Source organism: Roseivirga spongicola (assembly GCF_001592965.1).
Classification (GTDB): Bacteria; Bacteroidota; Bacteroidia; order Cytophagales; family Cyclobacteriaceae; genus Roseivirga; species Roseivirga spongicola.
In genome coordinates, this window is the sequence record NZ_LRPC01000028.1 from 193274 (window position 1) to 212599 (window position 19326).

Annotated in this window: 20 protein-coding genes; 7 read left to right on the forward strand and 13 right to left on the reverse strand. The window is 40.8% G+C overall.

Features of this window, described 5'->3' with window-relative positions; all coding sequences use genetic code 11:
• Both AWW68_RS12870 and gyrB read left to right on the forward strand, forming a co-directional pair.
• Positions 1–366: a CoA-binding protein gene (locus AWW68_RS12870; RefSeq protein WP_068221671.1), complete on the forward strand. Its 366-nt coding sequence runs from the start codon at positions 1–3 to the stop codon at positions 364–366.
• Positions 367–473: 107 nt separating this feature from the next.
• On the forward strand, positions 474–2432 hold the full coding sequence (gene gyrB / locus AWW68_RS12875) for a DNA topoisomerase (ATP-hydrolyzing) subunit B (protein ID WP_068221673.1): 1959 nt from the start codon (positions 474–476) through the stop codon (positions 2430–2432).
• 87 nt (positions 2433–2519) lie between these two features.
• On the opposite strand, the gene mobA is transcribed toward gyrB, so the two are convergent.
• The 8 genes from mobA to AWW68_RS12915 all read right to left on the reverse strand — a co-directional run bounded on the left by mobA (position 2520) and on the right by AWW68_RS12915 (position 11086).
• Complete coding sequence (gene mobA, locus AWW68_RS12880; protein ID WP_068221675.1) at positions 2520–3065, reverse strand: molybdenum cofactor guanylyltransferase; 546 nt, start codon at positions 3063–3065, stop codon at positions 2520–2522.
• On the reverse strand, positions 3062–5362 hold the full coding sequence (locus AWW68_RS12885; protein WP_068221677.1) for an FdhF/YdeP family oxidoreductase: 2301 nt from the start codon (positions 5360–5362) through the stop codon (positions 3062–3064). Before AWW68_RS12885 ends, mobA begins: the two co-directional genes overlap by 4 nt.
• Complete coding sequence (fdhD, locus tag AWW68_RS12890) at positions 5346–6146, reverse strand: formate dehydrogenase accessory sulfurtransferase FdhD (RefSeq protein ID WP_068221679.1); 801 nt, start codon at positions 6144–6146, stop codon at positions 5346–5348. Before fdhD ends, AWW68_RS12885 begins: the two co-directional genes overlap by 17 nt.
• A complete protein-coding gene (locus AWW68_RS12895; protein ID WP_157717644.1) occupies positions 6143–6490 on the reverse strand; it encodes a DUF7009 family protein in 348 nt (115 codons plus the stop codon). The genes fdhD and AWW68_RS12895 overlap by 4 nt, the downstream gene beginning before the upstream one ends.
• Positions 6487–7185: a DUF3307 domain-containing protein gene (locus tag AWW68_RS12900; RefSeq protein ID WP_068221683.1), complete on the reverse strand. Its 699-nt coding sequence runs from the start codon at positions 7183–7185 to the stop codon at positions 6487–6489. The genes AWW68_RS12895 and AWW68_RS12900 overlap by 4 nt, the downstream gene beginning before the upstream one ends.
• Before the next feature lies 1 nt (position 7186).
• Positions 7187–7873: a helix-turn-helix transcriptional regulator gene (locus tag AWW68_RS12905; protein ID WP_068221685.1), complete on the reverse strand. Its 687-nt coding sequence runs from the start codon at positions 7871–7873 to the stop codon at positions 7187–7189.
• A gap of 84 nt (positions 7874–7957) precedes the next feature.
• Positions 7958–9640: a formate--tetrahydrofolate ligase gene (locus AWW68_RS12910; protein ID WP_068221687.1), complete on the reverse strand. Its 1683-nt coding sequence runs from the start codon at positions 9638–9640 to the stop codon at positions 7958–7960.
• 84 nt (positions 9641–9724) lie between these two features.
• Complete coding sequence (locus AWW68_RS12915; RefSeq protein WP_068221689.1) at positions 9725–11086, reverse strand: MATE family efflux transporter; 1362 nt, start codon at positions 11084–11086, stop codon at positions 9725–9727.
• Between the two features lie 216 nt (positions 11087–11302).
• On the opposite strand from AWW68_RS12915, the gene AWW68_RS12920 reads away from it, so the two are divergent.
• Complete coding sequence (locus AWW68_RS12920; RefSeq protein ID WP_068221691.1) at positions 11303–11968, forward strand: SRPBCC family protein; 666 nt, start codon at positions 11303–11305, stop codon at positions 11966–11968.
• Between the two features lie 136 nt (positions 11969–12104).
• Here AWW68_RS12920 and AWW68_RS12925 read toward each other — a convergent pair whose 3' ends face one another.
• A complete protein-coding gene (locus AWW68_RS12925) occupies positions 12105–13319 on the reverse strand; it encodes an acyl-CoA dehydrogenase family protein (protein WP_068221693.1) in 1215 nt (404 codons plus the stop codon).
• Between the two features lie 65 nt (positions 13320–13384).
• Here AWW68_RS12925 and AWW68_RS12930 point away from each other — a divergent pair, with 65 nt between their 5' ends.
• A complete protein-coding gene (locus AWW68_RS12930) occupies positions 13385–14350 on the forward strand; it encodes a tryptophan 2,3-dioxygenase family protein (RefSeq protein ID WP_068221694.1) in 966 nt (321 codons plus the stop codon).
• Between the two features lie 56 nt (positions 14351–14406).
• Here the strand turns inward: AWW68_RS12930 and AWW68_RS12935 are convergent, their stop codons facing one another.
• Positions 14407–14841, reverse strand: coding sequence for a peptidylprolyl isomerase (locus tag AWW68_RS12935; protein WP_068221696.1), 435 nt, complete (start codon positions 14839–14841; stop codon positions 14407–14409).
• 79 nt (positions 14842–14920) lie between these two features.
• Between AWW68_RS12935 and AWW68_RS12940 the strand changes: the two genes are divergently transcribed.
• Positions 14921–15334 (forward strand): DUF4442 domain-containing protein, encoded by a 414-nt coding sequence (locus tag AWW68_RS12940; RefSeq protein ID WP_068221699.1) that lies wholly within the window; start codon positions 14921–14923, stop codon positions 15332–15334.
• Positions 15335–15551: 217 nt separating this feature from the next.
• Here AWW68_RS12940 and AWW68_RS12945 read toward each other — a convergent pair whose 3' ends face one another.
• Positions 15552–16019 carry a MaoC family dehydratase gene (locus AWW68_RS12945; protein WP_068221701.1) on the reverse strand — a complete coding sequence of 156 codons (468 nt, stop codon included), beginning with the start codon at positions 16017–16019 and terminating at the stop codon, positions 15552–15554.
• Positions 16020–16077: 58 nt separating this feature from the next.
• Complete coding sequence (dinB, locus tag AWW68_RS12950; RefSeq protein ID WP_262501405.1) at positions 16078–17178, reverse strand: DNA polymerase IV; 1101 nt, start codon at positions 17176–17178, stop codon at positions 16078–16080.
• Positions 17179–17244: 66 nt separating this feature from the next.
• Between dinB and AWW68_RS12955 the strand changes: the two genes are divergently transcribed.
• The gene (locus AWW68_RS12955; protein ID WP_068221706.1) at positions 17245–17442 is read left to right on the forward strand and encodes a hypothetical protein; all 198 of its coding nucleotides are present in this window, start codon (positions 17245–17247) and stop codon (positions 17440–17442) included.
• Positions 17439–17915 carry a DUF2452 domain-containing protein gene (locus AWW68_RS12960; RefSeq protein WP_245660237.1) on the forward strand — a complete coding sequence of 159 codons (477 nt, stop codon included), beginning with the start codon at positions 17439–17441 and terminating at the stop codon, positions 17913–17915. Before AWW68_RS12955 ends, AWW68_RS12960 begins: the two co-directional genes overlap by 4 nt.
• A 268-nt stretch (positions 17916–18183) precedes the next feature.
• Here AWW68_RS12960 and AWW68_RS12965 read toward each other — a convergent pair whose 3' ends face one another.
• Positions 18184–18801 carry a deoxynucleoside kinase gene (locus tag AWW68_RS12965; RefSeq protein WP_068221708.1) on the reverse strand — a complete coding sequence of 206 codons (618 nt, stop codon included), beginning with the start codon at positions 18799–18801 and terminating at the stop codon, positions 18184–18186.
• Positions 18802–19326 lie beyond the last annotated feature (525 nt).

The window sequence follows — 19326 nt, forward strand, 5'->3', positions numbered from 1 at the left end:
ATGGGAAAGACGGTAATAATTGGCAGTACGCCAAAGCCTTATAAGTATGCGCAACAAGCGGCTCAAATGTTGAATGAACGTGATCATGAGTTCATTCCTATGGGGATTACAGAGGGGCAAGTGCAAGGTAAGAGTATCTTAAATATTTATGATAAACCACAAATTGAAGGGGTTGAAACCATCACATTATACATCAACTCCAAACGACAGTCAGAGTGGTATGACTACCTACTTTCTTTGAGTCCTAAGCGCATTATTTTTAATCCTGGTACTGAAAATCAGGAACTTAAAAAACTTGCTGAAGCTCAGGGTATAGAATGTCTCGAAGCCTGTACATTAGTTATGCTTTCAGTAGGCGTTTACTAGCATTTTTTTGCTTATATTCGTGCTTTGTTTTGGGGCACATTTCACCCATCTTTTTTCAATCTATCTGTTTTGAATAATGTGCCCTCTAAATATTGTTAGAGATATATATGAGCGAGGAAAAACCAAACGCAAACAAGGACTATTCAGCGGGTAATATTACAGTTTTAGAAGGTTTAGAGGCAGTAAGAAAACGCCCTGCTATGTACATTGGTGATGTCGGAATTAAAGGGCTTCACCACATGATTTGGGAGGTTGTAGATAACTCAATAGATGAAGCACTTGCTGGCCATTGCGACCATATTAAAGTGACTATTGAAGAAGATAACTCCATTCTTGTAGAGGATAACGGTAGAGGTATTCCAACGGATATTCACCCTAAGGAGAAAAAATCTGCGCTTGAGGTGGTTATGACTGTTCTTCACGCTGGTGGTAAGTTCGACAAAGACACTTATAAAGTTTCTGGTGGTCTGCACGGTGTGGGGGTTTCTTGTGTGAATGCACTTTCTCACAAATTGGTGGCTACAGTTCACAGAAAAGGAACAGTATATCAGCAAGAGTATTCTAGAGGTATTCCTCAATACGATGTTAAAGAAATTGGCAAGACAGATGTGAACGGAACTATTGTTCACTTCTATCCAGACCCAGAAATATTCACCGTTACAGAGTATAAATACGACACTGTAGCCTCTCGTTTAAGAGAGCTTTCTTACTTGAACGCGGGTATTAAGATTGATCTTACAGATAAAAGAGATAAGGATGATGATGGAAATTATCTGGGAGAAACATTCTTCTCTGAAGGTGGACTTCAAGAATTCGTTCAGTACTTAGATGAATCTAGAGAAACCTTAATCGAAGAACCTATTTACATTGAAGGTGAGAAGAATGAGGTCCCTGTTCAGGTAGCCATGAGCTACAATACTTCTTATGCCGAGCATGTGGTTAGCTATGTGAACAACATTAATACCATTGAAGGTGGTACGCACGTTTCTGGTTTCAGAAGAGCCCTTACAAGAACGTTGAAGGCTTATGCCGACCGCTCAGGTCTATTAGATAAGGTGAAGGTTGAAATCAGTGGTGATGACTTTAGAGAAGGGCTTACAGCTGTTATTTCAGTAAAAGTAGCAGAACCACAATTCGAAGGTCAGACCAAGACTAAACTTGGTAACTCAGATGTTACAGGTGCTGTAGAATCGGCAGTAGGTGATGTTTTGAGTACTTATTTAGAGGAACATCCAAAAAGTGCCAGACAGATTGTTGCTAAGGTAGTGCTAGCTGCCCAAGCGCGTCACGCAGCCAGAAAGGCGCGTGAAATGGTTCAGCGTAAGAACGTGATGAGTGGCTCTGGTTTGCCAGGTAAACTAGCCGATTGTGCTTCTAAAGATGCTACCATTAGTGAGCTTTACCTAGTGGAGGGTGACTCTGCAGGTGGATCGGCAAAGCAAGGAAGGGACAGACACTTCCAGGCAATTCTTCCTTTAAGAGGTAAAATTCTGAACGTAGAGAAAGCGCAAGAGCACAAAATCTACGATAACGAGGAAATTAAGAATATGATCACAGCCCTTGGAGTTTCTTTCGGAACGGAAGAAGACGAAAAGGCGCTGAATATGGAGAAGTTGCGTTACCATAAAATCGTAATCATGACCGATGCCGATATTGATGGTAGCCACATTAGAACTTTGATTCTGACCTTCTTCTTTAGATACATGAAGCCATTGATCGATGCTGGTTATTTGTACATCGCGCTTCCTCCATTGTACTTATTAAAGAGAGGTAAGGAGTTGCGCTATTGCTGGGATGAGCAACAACGTGCTCAGTTTACCATGGAAATGGCGAAAGATGGTAAAGAAGATTCAGTTGCTGTACAGCGATACAAAGGTCTTGGTGAAATGAATCCTGAGCAACTTTGGGAAACCACAATGAACCCTGAGTCTAGAAGCTTAAAACAGGTTACTATTGAATCTGCTGCTGAAGCAGATCATTTATTCTCTATGTTGATGGGCGATGAAGTTGCTCCAAGACGCGAGTTCATTGAGAAGAATGCCAAGTATGCTAAAGTAGATATTTAATACTATCTAACTATAAACAGAAAAGCCACTCTCAGGAAACTGGAAGTGGCTTTTTCATTTCAACTGGTCAGACCAGTAACTTTAGTCTTAACCTAGATCTTCAGGATAATTGAGGTTTCTGAATACTTCAGAATCAGTTGAATCTGACAAGTGATGTGGGAGTCTGGTGATGCACTTCTGAAGTGAAAGCTCCCTCTCGTCTAAGAGTTCGTTCAGGAGACTGGTAGCTTCCGATTTCCATAAAGATGGAAAAGGCTCAATTCGCCCATTGCGTTGAAAGCAACGCACCAGTTCATGGTTTCCGAAGGCATCAACAAGCTTCAAAAGCAGATTTTTAGTGAGTTGAGGCATATCCACAGGGATGATCAATAAGTCTTTTCCGATGGACTTTAATCCTGTAAGAATTCCTCCTAGGGGACCAACTGCTTCAAACTGGTCAATAACAGATGGATAGTTTTCAATCAATTCCTTTTGGTTAGGATTGACAGAAAGATGAAAGTCTATATTTAACGATGCGAATAGCTCAATGGAATAGGTGAGAAGTGGCTTGCCCTGAAGCATAACACTTGTTTTATCTTGTCCCATTCTAGTGCTCTTTCCTCCACAGAGTATCAAGCCATGAACACTCTTCATTCTCCTTTTTCAATCTTTATCCTAACCATTTTTGAGGCAGGCGTCATGCTTTTTCTAGAGAACGAATCTATCGGTACTAATGCATTTGCCTCAGGGAAATAGGTGGCAACATTGGTTCTCGGGATTGGGTAAGGCAACACTATAAACTGGTTGGCTCTTCTTTTAACTCCGTTGAAATGACTTGTCAGATTAACCACATCAGCTTTTTTGAAGCCTTTGTCTCGCATGTCCTCTTCATTCATCATTACAACCCTGCGTTCGTTGTAAATGCCACGATATCTATCGTTCAACCCGTAAATGGTTGTATTGTACTGATCATGACTTCTGATGGTCATCATCACAAACTCATCTTCTGCCAACTCATGTTTTGGTAGGTCAATTACGGTAAATTCGGCCTTTCCAGAAGTGGTGTTAAACTTGCCTTCTCTAGCGCCATTCGGCAGATAAAATCCACCAGGCTTTCTTACTTTCTCATTGTATTGTTCGAAGCCTGGAATCACTTTTTCAATGGCTGCGCGAATGTTGTCATAGTTAGAAGCTAAGCCTTCCCAGTCGATTTTAGAGTTTTTCAAAGTAGCCTTAGCTAACTCGGCTACAATCCTTACTTCACTCAGTAGGTGCTTAGAAGGAGGTGATAAAACCCCTTGAGAACTTTGAACCACACCCATTGAATTTTCGCAACTCACAAACTGCTCTTGGCCATTCTGAATATCCTTGTCTGTTCTACCTAAACAAGGAAGAATAAGGGCTTTCTTTCCGTGAACTACATGAGATCTGTTCAGCTTGGTACTTACATGAACCGTCAGGTTACAGTTCTGGAGAGCCTTTGCAGTGAAGTCAGTGTCTGGAGTGGCTGAAAGAAAGTTTCCGCCCATGGCGAAAAACACTTTGGCCTTTCCTTCATGCATGGCGTTAATCGCAGGAACAACTGCCAAACCATGTGCTCTTGGCGATTTGATTCCGTGAACTTCATCTAGTTTATCGAGGAAAGAGTCTTTTGGAGCTTCCCAAATGCCCATAGTACGATCGCCTTGTACATTACTGTGTCCTCTAACAGGACAGGTGCCAGCACCAGGTTTACCGATGGCTCCTTTCATCAGTAGAAGGTTAACGACCTCCTTGATATTATCAACCCCATTTTCATGTTGAGTCAGCCCCATAGCCCAACAAACTATGATTTTCTCTTTTCGGGCAATCATCTTGGCAGCAGCTCTAACATCTTTTGCCTCTAGTCCACATTGCTTGAGACATGCCATATAATCAATCTGGCTGATTGCTTTTATAAAGTCTTCATAACCGTTGGTGTGTTTTTCAATGAAGTCGTAGTCAATTAAATCTCCACCTTGATCGATGTCCATCTTATGCAACTCATACATCAACGCCTTCAAAAAAGCTACATCGCCATTAATCTTGATGGGTAAGAATAGGTCGGTGATCTTGATGCCGTTAGTAAGCATGCGCTTCGGGCTCTGCGGATCGGTATATTTTATGAGTCCTGCTTCTGGCAATGGATTTACTGAGATCACCTTGCCGCCATTCACCTTACATTTCTCAATAGCGGAAAGCATTCTGGGGTGGTTGGTGCCAGGGTTTTGCCCCATGATAATAAGTACTTCAGCTTCATGAATATCTTGAAGTGTAACCGACCCTTTGCCAATTCCTACAGTTTCGGAAAGCGCGACTCCGCTCGATTCGTGGCACATATTGGAGCAATCTGGCAGGTTGTTGGTGCCATATGCACGAACAAAGAGCTGGTATAAATAGGCTGCTTCATTAGAAGTTCTACCCGAAGTGTAAAAAAGAGCTTCATCTGGAGAATTCAACTGGTTTAGTTCTCTGGCAATGAGTTGAAAAGCCTCCGTCCAGCTTATTGATTTATAATGGCTAGAGCCTTCATCTAAAAACATGGGCTCAGTAAGCCGACCCGTTTTGCCCATTTCAAAATCTGAAAGCTCTGAAATTTCCTGAACTGAATATTTAGAGAAAAACTCACTGGTCAGTGCTTTCTTCTGAGCTTCTTCTGCAATGGCTTTAATACCATTTTCGCAGTATTCTCCAATGCTTGAGCGGTCATCGTCCGGATCTGGCCAAGCACAGCCTGGGCAGTCGAACCCACCTTTTTGGTTAATCTTAAGGCTCAGTTTAATAGCATCTGCAGGCTTCATGTATTTGGCCATTTGCCCCATGGCAGAACCTATTGCCGCCTTGCCAACAGATGACTCTTTTGGGCCATCGAATTTAAGACCGGTGAATTTTTCGGGTGGTTGAACCTTAATTTCTTTATTGGACTCGCTCATATCGGCTGTATAAGTTAAATCTATCTTTTTTAAGAAACCCAATTAGGGTAATGGCCTGTTCTTCTGCTAAGTCTATAGCTAAACTAGAAGGTGCACCAACACAGGCAACTATTGGTATTCCTGCCATACCGGCTTTTTGCAAAAGTTCAAAACTACCTCTTCCACTTAACAGTAGTATGTTGTTGCGGAGTGGCAATTGGCCTTTTGTAAAGGCTTCACCTATCAACTTATCTAAGGCATTATGCCTGCCTACATCTTCTTGGTAGGAAATCAAAGCGCCTTCGTTTGTAAACAAAGCTGCGGCATGAATTCCTCCTGTCTGATTAAATGTGGTCTGGTATTGTTGAAGGCTTGCAGGTAATTCATAGAGCACCTCTTTTTTTACTGTAAGGTCGAAGTTATCGATATCGAAAGAGCTTACTGTATGAATAGCATCTATAGATGCTTTGCCACAAACGCCACAGCTAGAGGTGGTGTAGAAGTTTCTATCAATTTGCCCAACTTCAATTTGTGCACTGTCTTTTAGGGTAATTAGAATTTCATTTTCTACAAACTCACTTACGCTAATCACGTCATTGAAGTCTGTCAGAATTCCTTCGGTGAACAAAAAGCCCAGTGCTAAATCAGAGTCGTTTCCAGGTGTGCGCATGGTTATGGAGACCTTGGTGGTTGTGATTTCGCTTTCCTTTTTCATTGAAATCTCCAAAGGTTCTTCAATAGCAATTGAGTCTTCTACCACTTCGGTAAATGAGTCTACTCGTTTTATTTTTCTTGTCTGAATCACAACTGCTCAGGGTTAGGGTAGAGGTGATCTTCATTTTCATGATCACGCGGATGCAGGCACTGAAAGTCTTTTTCTATCAAAACCAGTAATCCATTAGAGAAGCGATATTCAAAACCTACCTGATCATTTTCTGCCCAGCCAGAGGCTTCAGCAATAGGGAGACTTATTGATATATTCGTTCCTAAAATTTCAGCATGCCAATCTGTTTCTGGCTTCAATTCATAAGAAAAGAGTCCGTTTAAAAGCTTGCATGTTGTATGTATTCTTTCGCCTAAAGACACTGCCTTAACCTCTTCTGGGGTTAACCTTAGTCTGATGCTATTTCCGTTTATTCTTAATTTCATGTAGATAAATACCATAGGCTCAAGAGGGTGGCGGTGCCAAAACTCAAGAGCGTTCCGATTAAAACGTATTCTGTCTTTAAATTGTCTGTGTCTTTGTATCTCAATATAGATTTAGCTGCTATTAAAAAGCCCACGGCCTCTAAAAGTCCTGCTAAACTCAAAGTTATAATGAGCACTCTTTCTAGGTTTCCTATCAGTTTTCCTGCATTGGGTAGGTCTTTTGCCTCTGGGGTTTTAATGCTGTAAGCCCTAAATACTTCTCTTATTAGGATGTTGGCTGGCTTGAGCGCAATTAAATATATCAGCACTAGGTGAATGACTTTGGGGTTGAATTCGAAAACAGGGTCTAGAACCTCGTTTCTAGTAAACCAGTCAACCGCAATGGCAATAATGATGATGTGCAGAAGCTGATCGATAAAAAAGGCATAAGCCCCTATAGGCTTTAGTGTTGTTATTGGCTTTTTGGCTAGGTCAATAAAGAAATGGGTAAAGGCTATGATGGCCGATATGTAGACAAAGTTAACTTGAAATGACAATGCCCACGATAGTGCAAAAGTAATGATGATGTGCCAGTAGAGGTATTTACTTTTAACACCCTTCTCGAACTTCTCTTTGGTTGATTTTCCTGTTTGAAAATAGAAGTCAGTCAGTATATGGGCTATGAGTTGAAGTAAAAAGAGTTGTCCAAAGGCCATATCATTCAGTTATGGTGTATTGAAAATAGTTGACAGCCGACTCTATAGCATTGTAACCTAAAGATGTAGAGTGTTGATTAACAACTGGTTGGCTAATGCTAAGGTCGGAGGCTATTTGTTCTTCAGACTTGCCTAAGAGCTTCAGATAGGCTATTTGACACTGACGGCTTGTGGCTTTGTTAATAGTAAGGTCTAATAGCATCAGCAATGGCTCAAAGCCTCGGTTCAACTTGTCATCATTAGAAAGAAATTGCAGGGTGTTTTTTACCACAATTCGTTGTTTGCTGTGGGTTGAGTTCTCAGTGATCCATCTGCCAGAGAGGTAGATGGCTTCTCCATCAATTATGCCTTTTTGGGCATCAAATCGGCTTAATTCGCCATATCCTATAGCCAATCTGATACCGTAGGTTTTAAAGGCTTTGAATCTATTTTTTTCTTTTTCTGATAAGACTTTTTCTATAGGTAACGATTTAATGAAACACTTAATGGCTAGTGCAATCTTTAAGGCTTCTCCAGAATTAGGTACAACGCACTCAACGTAATCACCTTTGATAATTCTACTGAAAACATCGTAATCCGCCTTCAATTGTGATAGGAATTCTTGGAGTTGGCTTTCCAGAATTCCCTTTTCCTTAGAGTCAATACTAGAAGAGGCTATAATATCACCAGAAATAACAGTATACTTCATAAACTCAAATATAGGTAAATAAGACTATATTTAGTATTTATAGGTGAAATAAGCTATAATGGCTAATTATAGCCTCTTCTGACTTTAAGAGAGACCAGATATTACTCCATCGTCATCAATGCTCATGCCTTCAGAGGCCGGAACGGCTGGCAAACCAGGCATACGCATCATTTGACCAAGAATAGGGATAATGAATCCGGCTCCAGCTGCAAACTCAAACTCACGAACACTAACTTCAAAGCCCTCAGGTCTGCCATGCAAACTTTCGTTGTCGCTAAGAGATTTCTGAGTTTTTGCCATACAAATCGGCATTTGGTCGAACCCAAGTTTCTCCATACGCTTCATTTGAAGTGTAGCTTTTTTAGAGAAGTCTACAGAATCTGCCCCATAAATTTCTTTAGCAATGGTCTCGATTTTCTCTTGAATCGGCTTCTTCCAGTCGTAAAGCGGTTTAAACTCATTATCGTCAGCGTTTGCGGCATCTACAACAGCCTCGGCTAAGTTAGTCATTCCAGCGCCACCTTCGGCCCAACCATTCGCCACCACAGCTTTTACTTTGTAGTCTTGGCACTTCTCCTGAATTAGCTGAATCTCTTCTTGGGTATCGGAAGGGAAGGCGTTAATGGCTACTACTGGACTAATTCCAAACTTTTGAATGTTTTCGATATGTTTAGAAAGGTTCGCAAAACCCTTTTCTACTCTTTCAACAGAAGGTGTATTGTATTCTTCAGATTTAGCTCCGCCATGATGGCGTAATGCTCTAATAGTAGCTACAATTACAACTGCCTTCGGTTTTAAACCAGCTGAAACACATTTGATATTCAGAAATTTTTCGGCACCTAAATCTGCACCAAAGCCAGCTTCTGTTACTACATAATCTGCTAAGGAAAGCCCCATTTTAGTGGCAATAACCGTATTGGTGCCTTGAGCGATATTAGCAAATGGCCCACCATGAATAATGGCTGGGTTTCCTTCTAAGGTTTGTACCATGTTAGGCTTAATGGCGTCTTTCAGGAGAATAGCCATCGCATTTTCTGCCTTCAAGTCTTTGGCAAAAACTGGTTGTTTATCGAAAGTATAGCCAATGAAAATGTTACCTAAACGTTCTTTAAGGTCAGTAAAACTCTCGGCCATACAAAGAATAGCCATTACCTCTGAAGCAGGAGTAATGTTAAAACCATCTTCTCTTGGTACTCCATTGGCTGTACCGCCCAAACCTATTGTAATCTGGCGCAGAGAACGATCGTTCATATCCATTACGCGCTTCCAAACAATAGTTCTAGGGTCAATATTCAGGTTATTGGTTTTACTCTGAATATTGTTGTCAATTAATGCTGAAAGTAAATTATTGGCTTTTTCAATAGCCGAAAAGTCTCCTGTAAAATGGAGATTTATATCTTCCATTGGAATAACCTGAGAATAGCCACCACCAGCAGCGCCACCTTTAATTCCGAAAACAGGGCCCAAAGAAGGCTCTCGTAATACTGCTACCGTTTTCTTTCCAATCTTATTCATGCCTTCCGTAAGACCAATAGATGTAGTGGTTTTACCTTCACCAGCAGGTGTTGGGGTCATGGCAGAAACCAAAATAAGATTGCTTTCCTTTATTTTTTCTTCATTCAATAGCGAAAGCGGAAGCTTAGCTTTGTACTTGCCGTAATGTTCTAAATGATCTTCGTTTAGGTTGAGTTTGGCTGCAATGGTGTTGATGTGTCTGATTTCTGCAGCCTGTGCGATTTCAATATCGCTCAGATGTTTTTTCTCCATAAGTTAATCATTGGTAATTGGTGCAAGACCAATTCTATTTTCTATTATAGTTGAGACAATTTACCAATGAAGGTGGACTAATGACTAACTAACCAAGGTTTTTTCTTTCCACTTGCCTCTTTTAAACCAAATAACAGTGAGAATACATGGAATTACGTAACTAACAGGAAAAGACCACCATACCCCAAACTCTTGAAAACTCTGCATTTCTGATGTAATCCATGCAAAGGGGAACTGGATGAGCCAAATGCCAATAATGGCTAACAGCATGGAGTCTACTGTGTTACCAGAGCCTCTTAAAGTACCAACCAACGCCAATTGTGCGCCCATAAAACCAAATGCAAGCGAAGTGACTTTGAGGAAATCAACACCCATTTGAACAACATCGTCTGACGACTCTAGAAATGTTCTCACTAGCGGTTCGGCAGAAAAGAAAAAGATTACGCCAATAATTGAAAGTATAGTAAAGCCTATCCAAGCGGCATAAGTAGCCCCCTTTTCTGCTCTTTCTACCTGCTTGGCACCCATATTTTGCCCTACAAAAGTAGAGGAGGCATGCAGCAGGCCTAAGCCAAATATTACTACAAAGCTTATGAGCCTAGAGCCTACGCCATAGGCAGCTAAAACAGATGTTCCAAACTTGGCGGCAATACCAGTCATAATGGTGAGCCCGAGTGCTCTGGCCGAAATTTCTATGGAAGAAGGCGCTCCAAGCTTAAAGGCTTTTTTTAGTAATGGTATATCGAATTTAAAGTTCTTGGTAGAGAGTTTAATGTCCGTTTTACCTCTCCAGAGTATGTATATGCCAGTAAAAGCCGATAAGCTTACCGTTACCAATGTTGAAACTGCTGCCCCTGTAACACCATAAGCCGGAATAGGCCCCCATCCATAAATAAACAGTGGGTCTAGGGCGAAATTGATTGTAAGAGTGGCTGCATTGATGTACAGAGGAATTCTCACTTCGCCAATACCCCTCATGAGCGATTGAAACATGATGAAGCCAAAATTAAAGACTAAGCCAGCAAAAATGGTTCGTTGAAATATGTTGGCATCTTCAAAGATCACTTCTTCTACACCAAGTAACTTCAAAATAGAAGGAGAGAGGTTCCAGGCGATGGTAGACAAAATGATGGAGATAATGAGTACCATGGTAAGCGTTTGCGTGGCCACATGGCTTACCATTTTTAAGTTTTTGGCACCAGCATATTGCGCTACCAAAATAGTGCCTGCAAATGCGAAGCCCGAGCTCAAAGATATGAGCAAGAAGTTGACAGGAAAACTGACAGACACCGCAGCAACAGCATTGGCACCTAACTGACCTACCCAAAATGCATCAACTAATTGATAACCAGTTTGTAATAAGTTAGCTGCAATGATGGGGAGGGCTAATGAGATTAACCCCTTCAAAATAGAGCCTTGAGTTAAATCTAACCGTTTTCTCTTCATGAGTTGACAAAGCTATTCTTTACAAGGTATTTGAGGGGAAATAGTTTCATCTTTTTGCTTTTTGAGATAAATGGTCTGCCGACTGGCTGACGATTTAACAAAATAAAAGACGTGAATGGCCATATCTTATCAAATTCATTTTAGCTTTGATGTGGCCTTGTAACAAATTGTGAATCAGTTACTAAATTGGTTTACTCAATACTTTCAACCTTAACTATGAAATTTTCAGTCTTCTTTACACTCCTTTGTTTTTTTATTTCTGGTAGTATTCAAGCTCAACAAGTTTGGGAGAATGATGGAGTAAGCATTACTCAGCTAGACACGCTAGAAGAAGGTTACGAAGCGTTGAGGGGCGATTTCATCATTGAAAATACGAGTATTTATGAGGTGATGAATCTTATTCTCAATGTAGATGGATATGATTGGGTGGAAGGGGAGAGTACTTCCAAAATGCATTTTGTAAGTGAGGCCGATTCTTCTTTTACCTTCGATTTTTTTGTGAACATACCTTGGCTCTTTGTCAAGAAAACGGGGCGTGTTAAAGTAGATGTTCAATTTGAAGATGGTATGCTTTTCACCAAGTCTACACAAATCAAAGACTATGATAGAGATGAGGATTACGATAAGGTAGATTTCTATTCTGCCCAATGGAAGCTTAAGCAAATAGATGAACAGCATGTAAAGGTTACTTATTTAGGCGTTTATCAAGATGTAAAGTCTGTCGTGAACATTAACAGAATGATCATTAAGCGTATTCGGAAAAGGTTGAATGGCACATTTCAAAACTTGAGAGAAATAGCTTCTAATAAGCAAAGACCTGCTAATGCGCTAGTTTGGCCGGAAAACTCTGCCAGAGGTGTATTGGTAAAAGGAAATGAATAAGTTTTAACAAAAAGAGACTGTCTTAAAAGATACTATTTCCTCATTCCCAGCTCGACTGGGAATCCCTACTGGGTCGGGAATGACAGTTATCTTTCGAGACAGCCTCTAAAAGAATTATCTATCCGTATTTTTTTACTTACTTAAAAGCAGGAATTCCAGTGATTTCAGCACCCAGAATAAGTAGGTGAATGTCGTGAGTTCCTTCGTAGGTTACCACAGATTCTAGGTTGGCCATATGGCGCATCATCGGGTATTCGCCTGTAATTCCCATTCCACCATGCATTTGTCTGGCTTCTCTAGCAATATTCAAAGCGGTTTCTACCGCATTGCGTTTGGCCATGGAGATTTGAGCAGTTGTCGCTTTACCTTCATTAAAAAGTTCTCCCAATCTGAAGTTTAGCAACTGAGCCTTAGTGATTTCGGTAAGCATTTCGGCCAACTTTTTCTGTTGTAGCTGGAATGAGGCGATTGGCTTACCAAATTGCTCTCTTTCTAATGTATATCTTTTGGCAGATTCGTAGCAGTCCATAGCAGCACCAATGGCTCCCCATGCAATACCATAGCGAGCAGAATCGAGACACATCATTGGTGCGCCCAAACCACTTTTTCCAGGAAGTAGATTTTCCTTTGGTACTTTTACATTATCGAAAACCAATTCACCCGTTGCACTCGCTCTTAATGACCATTTGCCATGAGTTTCTGGAGTTGAGAAGCCTTCCATGCCTCTTTCTACTATAAGGCCATGTATTCTGCCTTCTTCATTTTTAGCCCAAACTACTGCAATATCTGCATGAGGAGAATTAGAAATCCACATTTTGGCACCGTTCAATAGATAGTGGTCGCCCATGTCTTTGAAGTTGGTAGTCATGCCAGAAGGGTTAGAGCCGTGATCTGGCTCCGTAAGCCCAAAACAACCTAACATTTCGCCAGAGGCTAATTTTGGCAAGTATTTTTGGCGTTGCTCTTCAGAACCGAATTTATAAATAGGGTACATTACCAGCGAGCCTTGCACAGAAGCGGTTGAGCGCATGCCAGAATCTCCACGCTCAATTTCTTGCATAATTAAACCATAGGCAATGTAGTCCATACCACCACAACCATACTTTTCAGGTAGCTGAGGACCGAATGCACCTATTTCACCAAACTTCTTTACTATTTCATAAGGGAAGTAGGCATTTTCTGCCCAGCTTTCTATGTAAGGGGATATTTCTCTCTTCACGAAATCTCTCACCGCAGAACGTACCATCTTGTGTTCTTCGGTCAGCATATCATCCATCATATAGAAATCAGGATGTTCAAACAGATCGGATTTAGAAGATTTTTGAATTTTAGAAGCTTTATTTGAGTCCATAGGTAATTTGGTTTCTGTATGATTTGTGGTCAAATTTGCACCCACTTTTTAACCTATGCAAACGTATGAGTGAATCAGATATCGACCAAAAGATACTAGATAGAATTAAGAAGCTTTCTGAAAAGTACGAAGCCATGGGCCAAGATATGACTTCTTACTTGGACGGTTTGTTGCATGCCGATTACCTCAAATACTGGGATTATATTAATCTAGACTCTTTAATGGGGCTTCAGCAACCAAAAACGAGCTTTCCCGATGAGATGGTCTTTATTTGCTACCACCAGATTACAGAGCTCTATTTTAAGCTTTGCCTGTGGGAAATGCGCCAGATTCACGAGCATAATCATCCAGATGTTGAGTTTTTTGTAGCGCGGCTTAAGCGAATCAACAACTACTTTGAGCATCTGTGTCATTCATTTGTAATGATGACAGATGGTATGGAGAAAGAGCAATTCCTTCAATTTAGAATGTCTTTGTTGCCTTCTTCAGGCTTTCAGTCGGGACAATATAGAATGATAGAAATTGGCTCTACAGATTTGATTAATCTAGTAAACTTAGACAAGCGAGAGAGCTTTGATGATTATTCTTCTCTAGACCAGTTGTACGAAGCCATTTACTGGAAAACTGGTGCTACAGAGTTAAAGTCTGGTAAAAAGACTTTGACTTTAGAACAGTTTGAAGAAAAATACTCAAGAGAATTTTTACAGCTAGCCGAAGATACTCGAACCACCAATTTTAATCAGCTGTATTTAAAGCATTATAAGGGAGTTGAGGGTGAAGAACTGGTAGTGGAGCAGTTAAAAAAGTTTGACTTATTGGCCAATGTAGACTGGCCGTTGGCCCATTACAGATCGGCTGTTAGATATTTGCAGAAAGACCCTGTAGATATTGCGGCAACAGGAGGTACTAACTGGCAAAAGTATCTTCCGCCCAGATTCCAGAAGGTGATTTTCTTTCCAGATCTATGGTCAGAGCAGGAGATGTCAGAGTGGGGGAAACACTGGGTACTCAATCAACTGAATGGTAAATAGACAATGGTCATTGGTCAATAGCAAAAGTCTATTGACCAATGATCATTATCAAATGATTAATCTTCGATTACAACAATCTTCTCGATTTTATCGCCTTGACGGATATCGTCAACTACATCAACACCTTCAACTACTTTACCGAAGCAAGTATGGTTTCTGTCTAAGTGAGCAGTGTTTTCACGGCTGTGGCAAATGAAGAACTGAGAACCACCTGTGTTTCTTCCGGCATGAGCCATAGAAAGTACACCTCTATCGTGGTATTGGTTGTCTCCGTCTAATTCACAGTCGATAGAGTAACCTGGGCCACCGTTACCGATGCCATTAGGGCAACCTGCTTGCACTACGAAATTAGGAATGACCCTGTGGAATGTTAGGCCATCGTAGAATCCTTTTTTAGAAAGGTCAACAAAGTTTTTCACTGTGTTTGGAGCATCTTTCTCATAAAACTCCACTTTCATCAGACCTTTTTCAGTATGTATTTCTGCTGTCATTCGTTATTTGTTTTATTTAGGGCAAAAGTAACCAACCCATCTTATGTTTAGGCTATCCGATCGTACTAAAATCAGATTGATGAACCTTTATCCGCCATTTTTGGGTGCGGGTATTCGAGTAAATCACATTTCTCCCGACTTTAAGAAGGCTGTGGTGACCATGAAACTCAGGTGGTGGAATAGAAATTTGGTGGGAGTTCACTTTGGAGGTTCGCTCATGTCTATGTCCGATGCTTTCTATATGTTATTGATTTTACAGAATATAGGAAAGGGATATATTGTTTGGGATAAGGCCTCAACCATTCGCTTTAAGAAACCCGGGAAAGGCAAAGTAAGCTGCGTTTTTGAGATTAATGATACGATTGTTGAGCAGCTTAGAGCAGAGGCTGATGCTCATGGGAAAACGGAAATCATTCTCCCTTTAGAAATCACCGATGAAGAGGGAGATGTGGTCTGTGAACTGGATAAGACTATTTATGTGAGGAAGAAGTAGGTTTTTTGGTGCTTAGTGCCGTGTGCCTAGTGTTTTGTATACTAGTCTTAGTATCTCACTAAGACTTTTCTGTTCGTATAAGTGGTATCTAGAGACCTAAGATCATGGGGAGATAAAACAAAACAGTCCACGGTTTAAACCACAGGCTGTATATCTACCGATGGGGTAAGTTATAACTGAGAGGAAGATTCCCGCGTACGCGGCAATGACCGATAGATTAGCTATTAAAATGATACAAGAAGATAAACTCTCCAGTAAAGGCTGGTTTTGGGTTGTCTTTGATCTCTAGCTTTACATTGAGCTGGCATTTGGTAATACCTCTTAAGTCGGCCAAGCTGCTGAGTTTTACTCTTAAGCGTACTTCAGAACCTACTAAAACAGGTTGGTTAAACTTGAGCTTCTCAATGCCATAGTTAATCATCATTTTGATGTTGTTGATCTCGGCAATTTGCTCCCATAAGTAGGGAAGGAGAGAAACCGTGAGGTATCCGTGAGCAATGGTTCCACCAAAGGCACCTTCACTTTTTGCTTTCTCCTCATCAATGTGAATCCACTGATGGTCTATGGTAGCTTCGGCAAAGGCATTTACTCTTTCCTGTTCTATCTTTAAATAATCAGAAACGCCTAATTCTTCACCGATATAGGCTTCAAACTCTTTGTGGCTGTTGATTACTACTTTTGACATATGCTAGTGTGATTGAGGAACGAAACTAAGTCAATTTAATGTCAAATCAAGCAAGAAATTAAAACTCTAGAGTCAGCTGCTGGCCTAATTTGGGCGATTCGTTTTGCTCCCCTTCAAAATTGCTCAATGTAATGCCAAGTAAACGAACGCCTTCGGTAAAGTTGTCCCAGTCTATCTGATCCATAATTTGAAAGGTGATTTCGAGAATTTCATCCAGACTATCTATTACGTGGTCATGCGTTTGGCTGCGGGTAATCTGCGTAAAATCGCTGAATTTGACCTTTACTGTAAGGGTTTTTCCCCATTTATTTGCGGCCTCTAGTCTTTTGTAAACAGTTCTGGCTATAGGGTCGAGCGCCATTTTCATATCGGCCAAATCGTGAAAGTCTTCTGAAAAGGTGTTTTCTGCTCCCAGAGATTTTCTGATTCGGTTGGGGTTTACGGGCCGGTTATCATTGCCTCTTACAATTTCATAGTAGAACCCACCGCTTTTGCCAAAGGCCGAAGTGAGTCCTTCTTTGGTCCATTCCTTTAGTGTTTTTCCATCTACAATGCCGAGCCGTTTCATCTTTTCAGCAGTCACTTTTCCTACTCCAAAGAACTTTTCAATAGCTAGCTTTTCCAGAAATAGTTCCACTTTCTCTGGTCCCACTAGGGTAATGCCATCGGGTTTGTTGTAGTCGCTGGCAATTTTTGCAATGAATTTATTGATGGAAATTCCAGCCGAAGCCGTAAGACCAGTAGTTTCTTTAATGCGCTTTTTAATGTCTTTAGCAATGAGGGTGGCCGACTCAATGCCTTTCTTGTTGTGGGTTACATCTAGAAAAGCCTCGTCTAGAGAGAGTGGCTCAATCAGGTCGGTGTATTCGGCAAAAATGCCTCTGATCTGACTCGAAACTTCTTTGTATCGCTCAAAACGGGGCTTCACGAAAATAATCTGAGGACACTTTCTGTAGGCTGTTGATGAAGGCATGGCCGAACGGACGCCATACTTCCTGGCCTCATAACTTGCAGCAGCTACCACACCTCTTTCTCGGCTTCCGCCAACAGCAACGGGTTTGCCTTTCAACTCAGGGTTATCTCTTTGCTCAACTGAGGCAAAGAAGGCATCCATGTCTACATGAATGATTTTACGAAAGGATTCTGAGGCTTTTTTCACTGAGATGCCGAATTTAGCACTGAATTATTAAACTTTGTCTATTCCTTTAGGTTCTGTTTTCAGCACATGAAAAAGTCGAAAAAATTATTCGTTATCGTTGCCATACTTTTTGTGTTAGCCACTTTGGTTGTAGGCTACGATATTTCCAGAAGAACTTCTTTTCCCGGTTCTAAAAAGCTTTTGAAAGAGTCAATCGCGCCAACGGAAGAAGAGTCTGACAGTGTTAAAGTGGATAATGAGCAAGATAAATTACCGAATCAGTGAGTAAGAAAGAATCAGGAAAAAAGGTTGATGTAGATAAAATCGATCTAGAAAGAATGGGGGAGATGACCACTGAAAACCCCGGTATCATTCCTTTTCCTCATACGGTTGGAGGTGCTATGATTAAGCCTGAAGACAAAGGCAAAATCAAAGGGAGAGCTATTTCTGCCATGTATGATCAGACGGAAATGGACATGAAGCAGATTTATGAGCAGATGCAGTTCTTGGCCGAACAGGCTAAAACTATTCAGAATAGAGTGTCTGTTTCTGAGCGAATCTATCAGGCTAAAATGAGCTTCGACCCTATTATTAGTCGAGTGTACCACCTTTATCAAAAAAACGATGGTACAGATACGCTTTCATTAGTTGCTCCAGAAGAGTGGGGCAAGAGCTGTCCGTTTACCTTCGTGGCCACGGTTAAGCTTTTAGCCGACCATACCTGGGAGGTAATTAAAGAAGGCGATTTGGAATTTTAAGCCTGAACTTGGCCGCAATCAGTGGCTTAATACCTCTTCCAAATGTGGGAAAAAAAATGTCCTGCAATTGCAGGACTTGGTTAGTGTAATAAAAAAGTAGAGTCTTTTTTAGCCTACTCAAATTACGGAATTATCTATAACAACTCAAATAAGAAATTCGCAATTGGTTTTTTCTACAAGATCAATTCGTTTGCTCTGATTTTCAGTTGTTTAGTGTCTTTTATAATAGACGCTTCACCAAACACATCAACCTTTTTATCTATTTGGTTCAAGCAAAAAGACCGTTAATCTCTAAGTCTACTTTTTCTAGAATGTAGGCCTTGTCTTCTACATTATTCACAAAGTCGAGTTCGTTGACATCAATCACTAATAATTTTCCAAGATCGTAAGTGCCAATCCAGTCTTCGTAATGCGAATTAAGGTTTTTGAGGTATTCAATTCTGATTAGCTCTTCATAGTCTCTGCCACGCTTTTGAATATTGGCAACTAATTTCGGAATTCCAGCCCTTAGGTAGATGAGCAGGTCAGGTGGTTGTACGTGCCTTACCATAGAATTGAAGAGCTCTAAATAGTTGTTGTAGTCTCTTTCAGAGATAAAGTTCGACTTGAAAAGGTTAGCTGCGAAAATGTGACAGTCTTCATAAATAGTTCTGTCTTGAATGGTTCCTTTTTCGGCCTCTCTAATTTTAGCTACTTGGTTGAACCTGCTATTCAGAAAGTATACTTGTAGGTGGAAAGACCAACGGGTCATGTCTTCATAGAAGTCTTTCAGGTATGGGTTGTCATCAACCGATTCTAACTGAACATTCCAACCATAAGTTTTGCCCAACATTTTGGCTAATGTCGTTTTTCCAGACCCAATATTTCCAGCTATCGCAACGTGCATCGACTATTAAAATTTTTTCGGGTCGCAAGTTATTAAGAGTGGATGGAATAGGCATGTGATAAACGAAAAAAAGCCTGTATCGACAGACCTTTTTTACGAACACCCAATAAATATGAAGAGATATGAATTAAGCACTAATGTACAGGTGGAGTTTATCTAAAAAGTAAACCAAAGATTAATAAAGTGTTACGATATAATCAGAATGGTTTCTTTGCAATAGCTAGTTACGCTAGGAGCAAAATCTAAGACACTAGCACGACCATTCCCCCTTTTTCGAAAGTGATTTCCTAGAAAAAGGCATCTAACTCCCATTCAATAGAAATACCTTAAATGTACGGCCCTTCAACCTAGCAGAGTCCATTCGCCCTTTGTTGAAAATGGGGCTAGGAGAATTTGAACCAAACATATTTCATCTTCACTAAAATCCTTTGCCCTCCGAAGTCTCGGGGTGGGCATCTCCTTTTTAAAAGGAGGATTTATTCGTGCTAGATATGGTAGAATAGTCAAGGCGTTTAGAGGTATGCC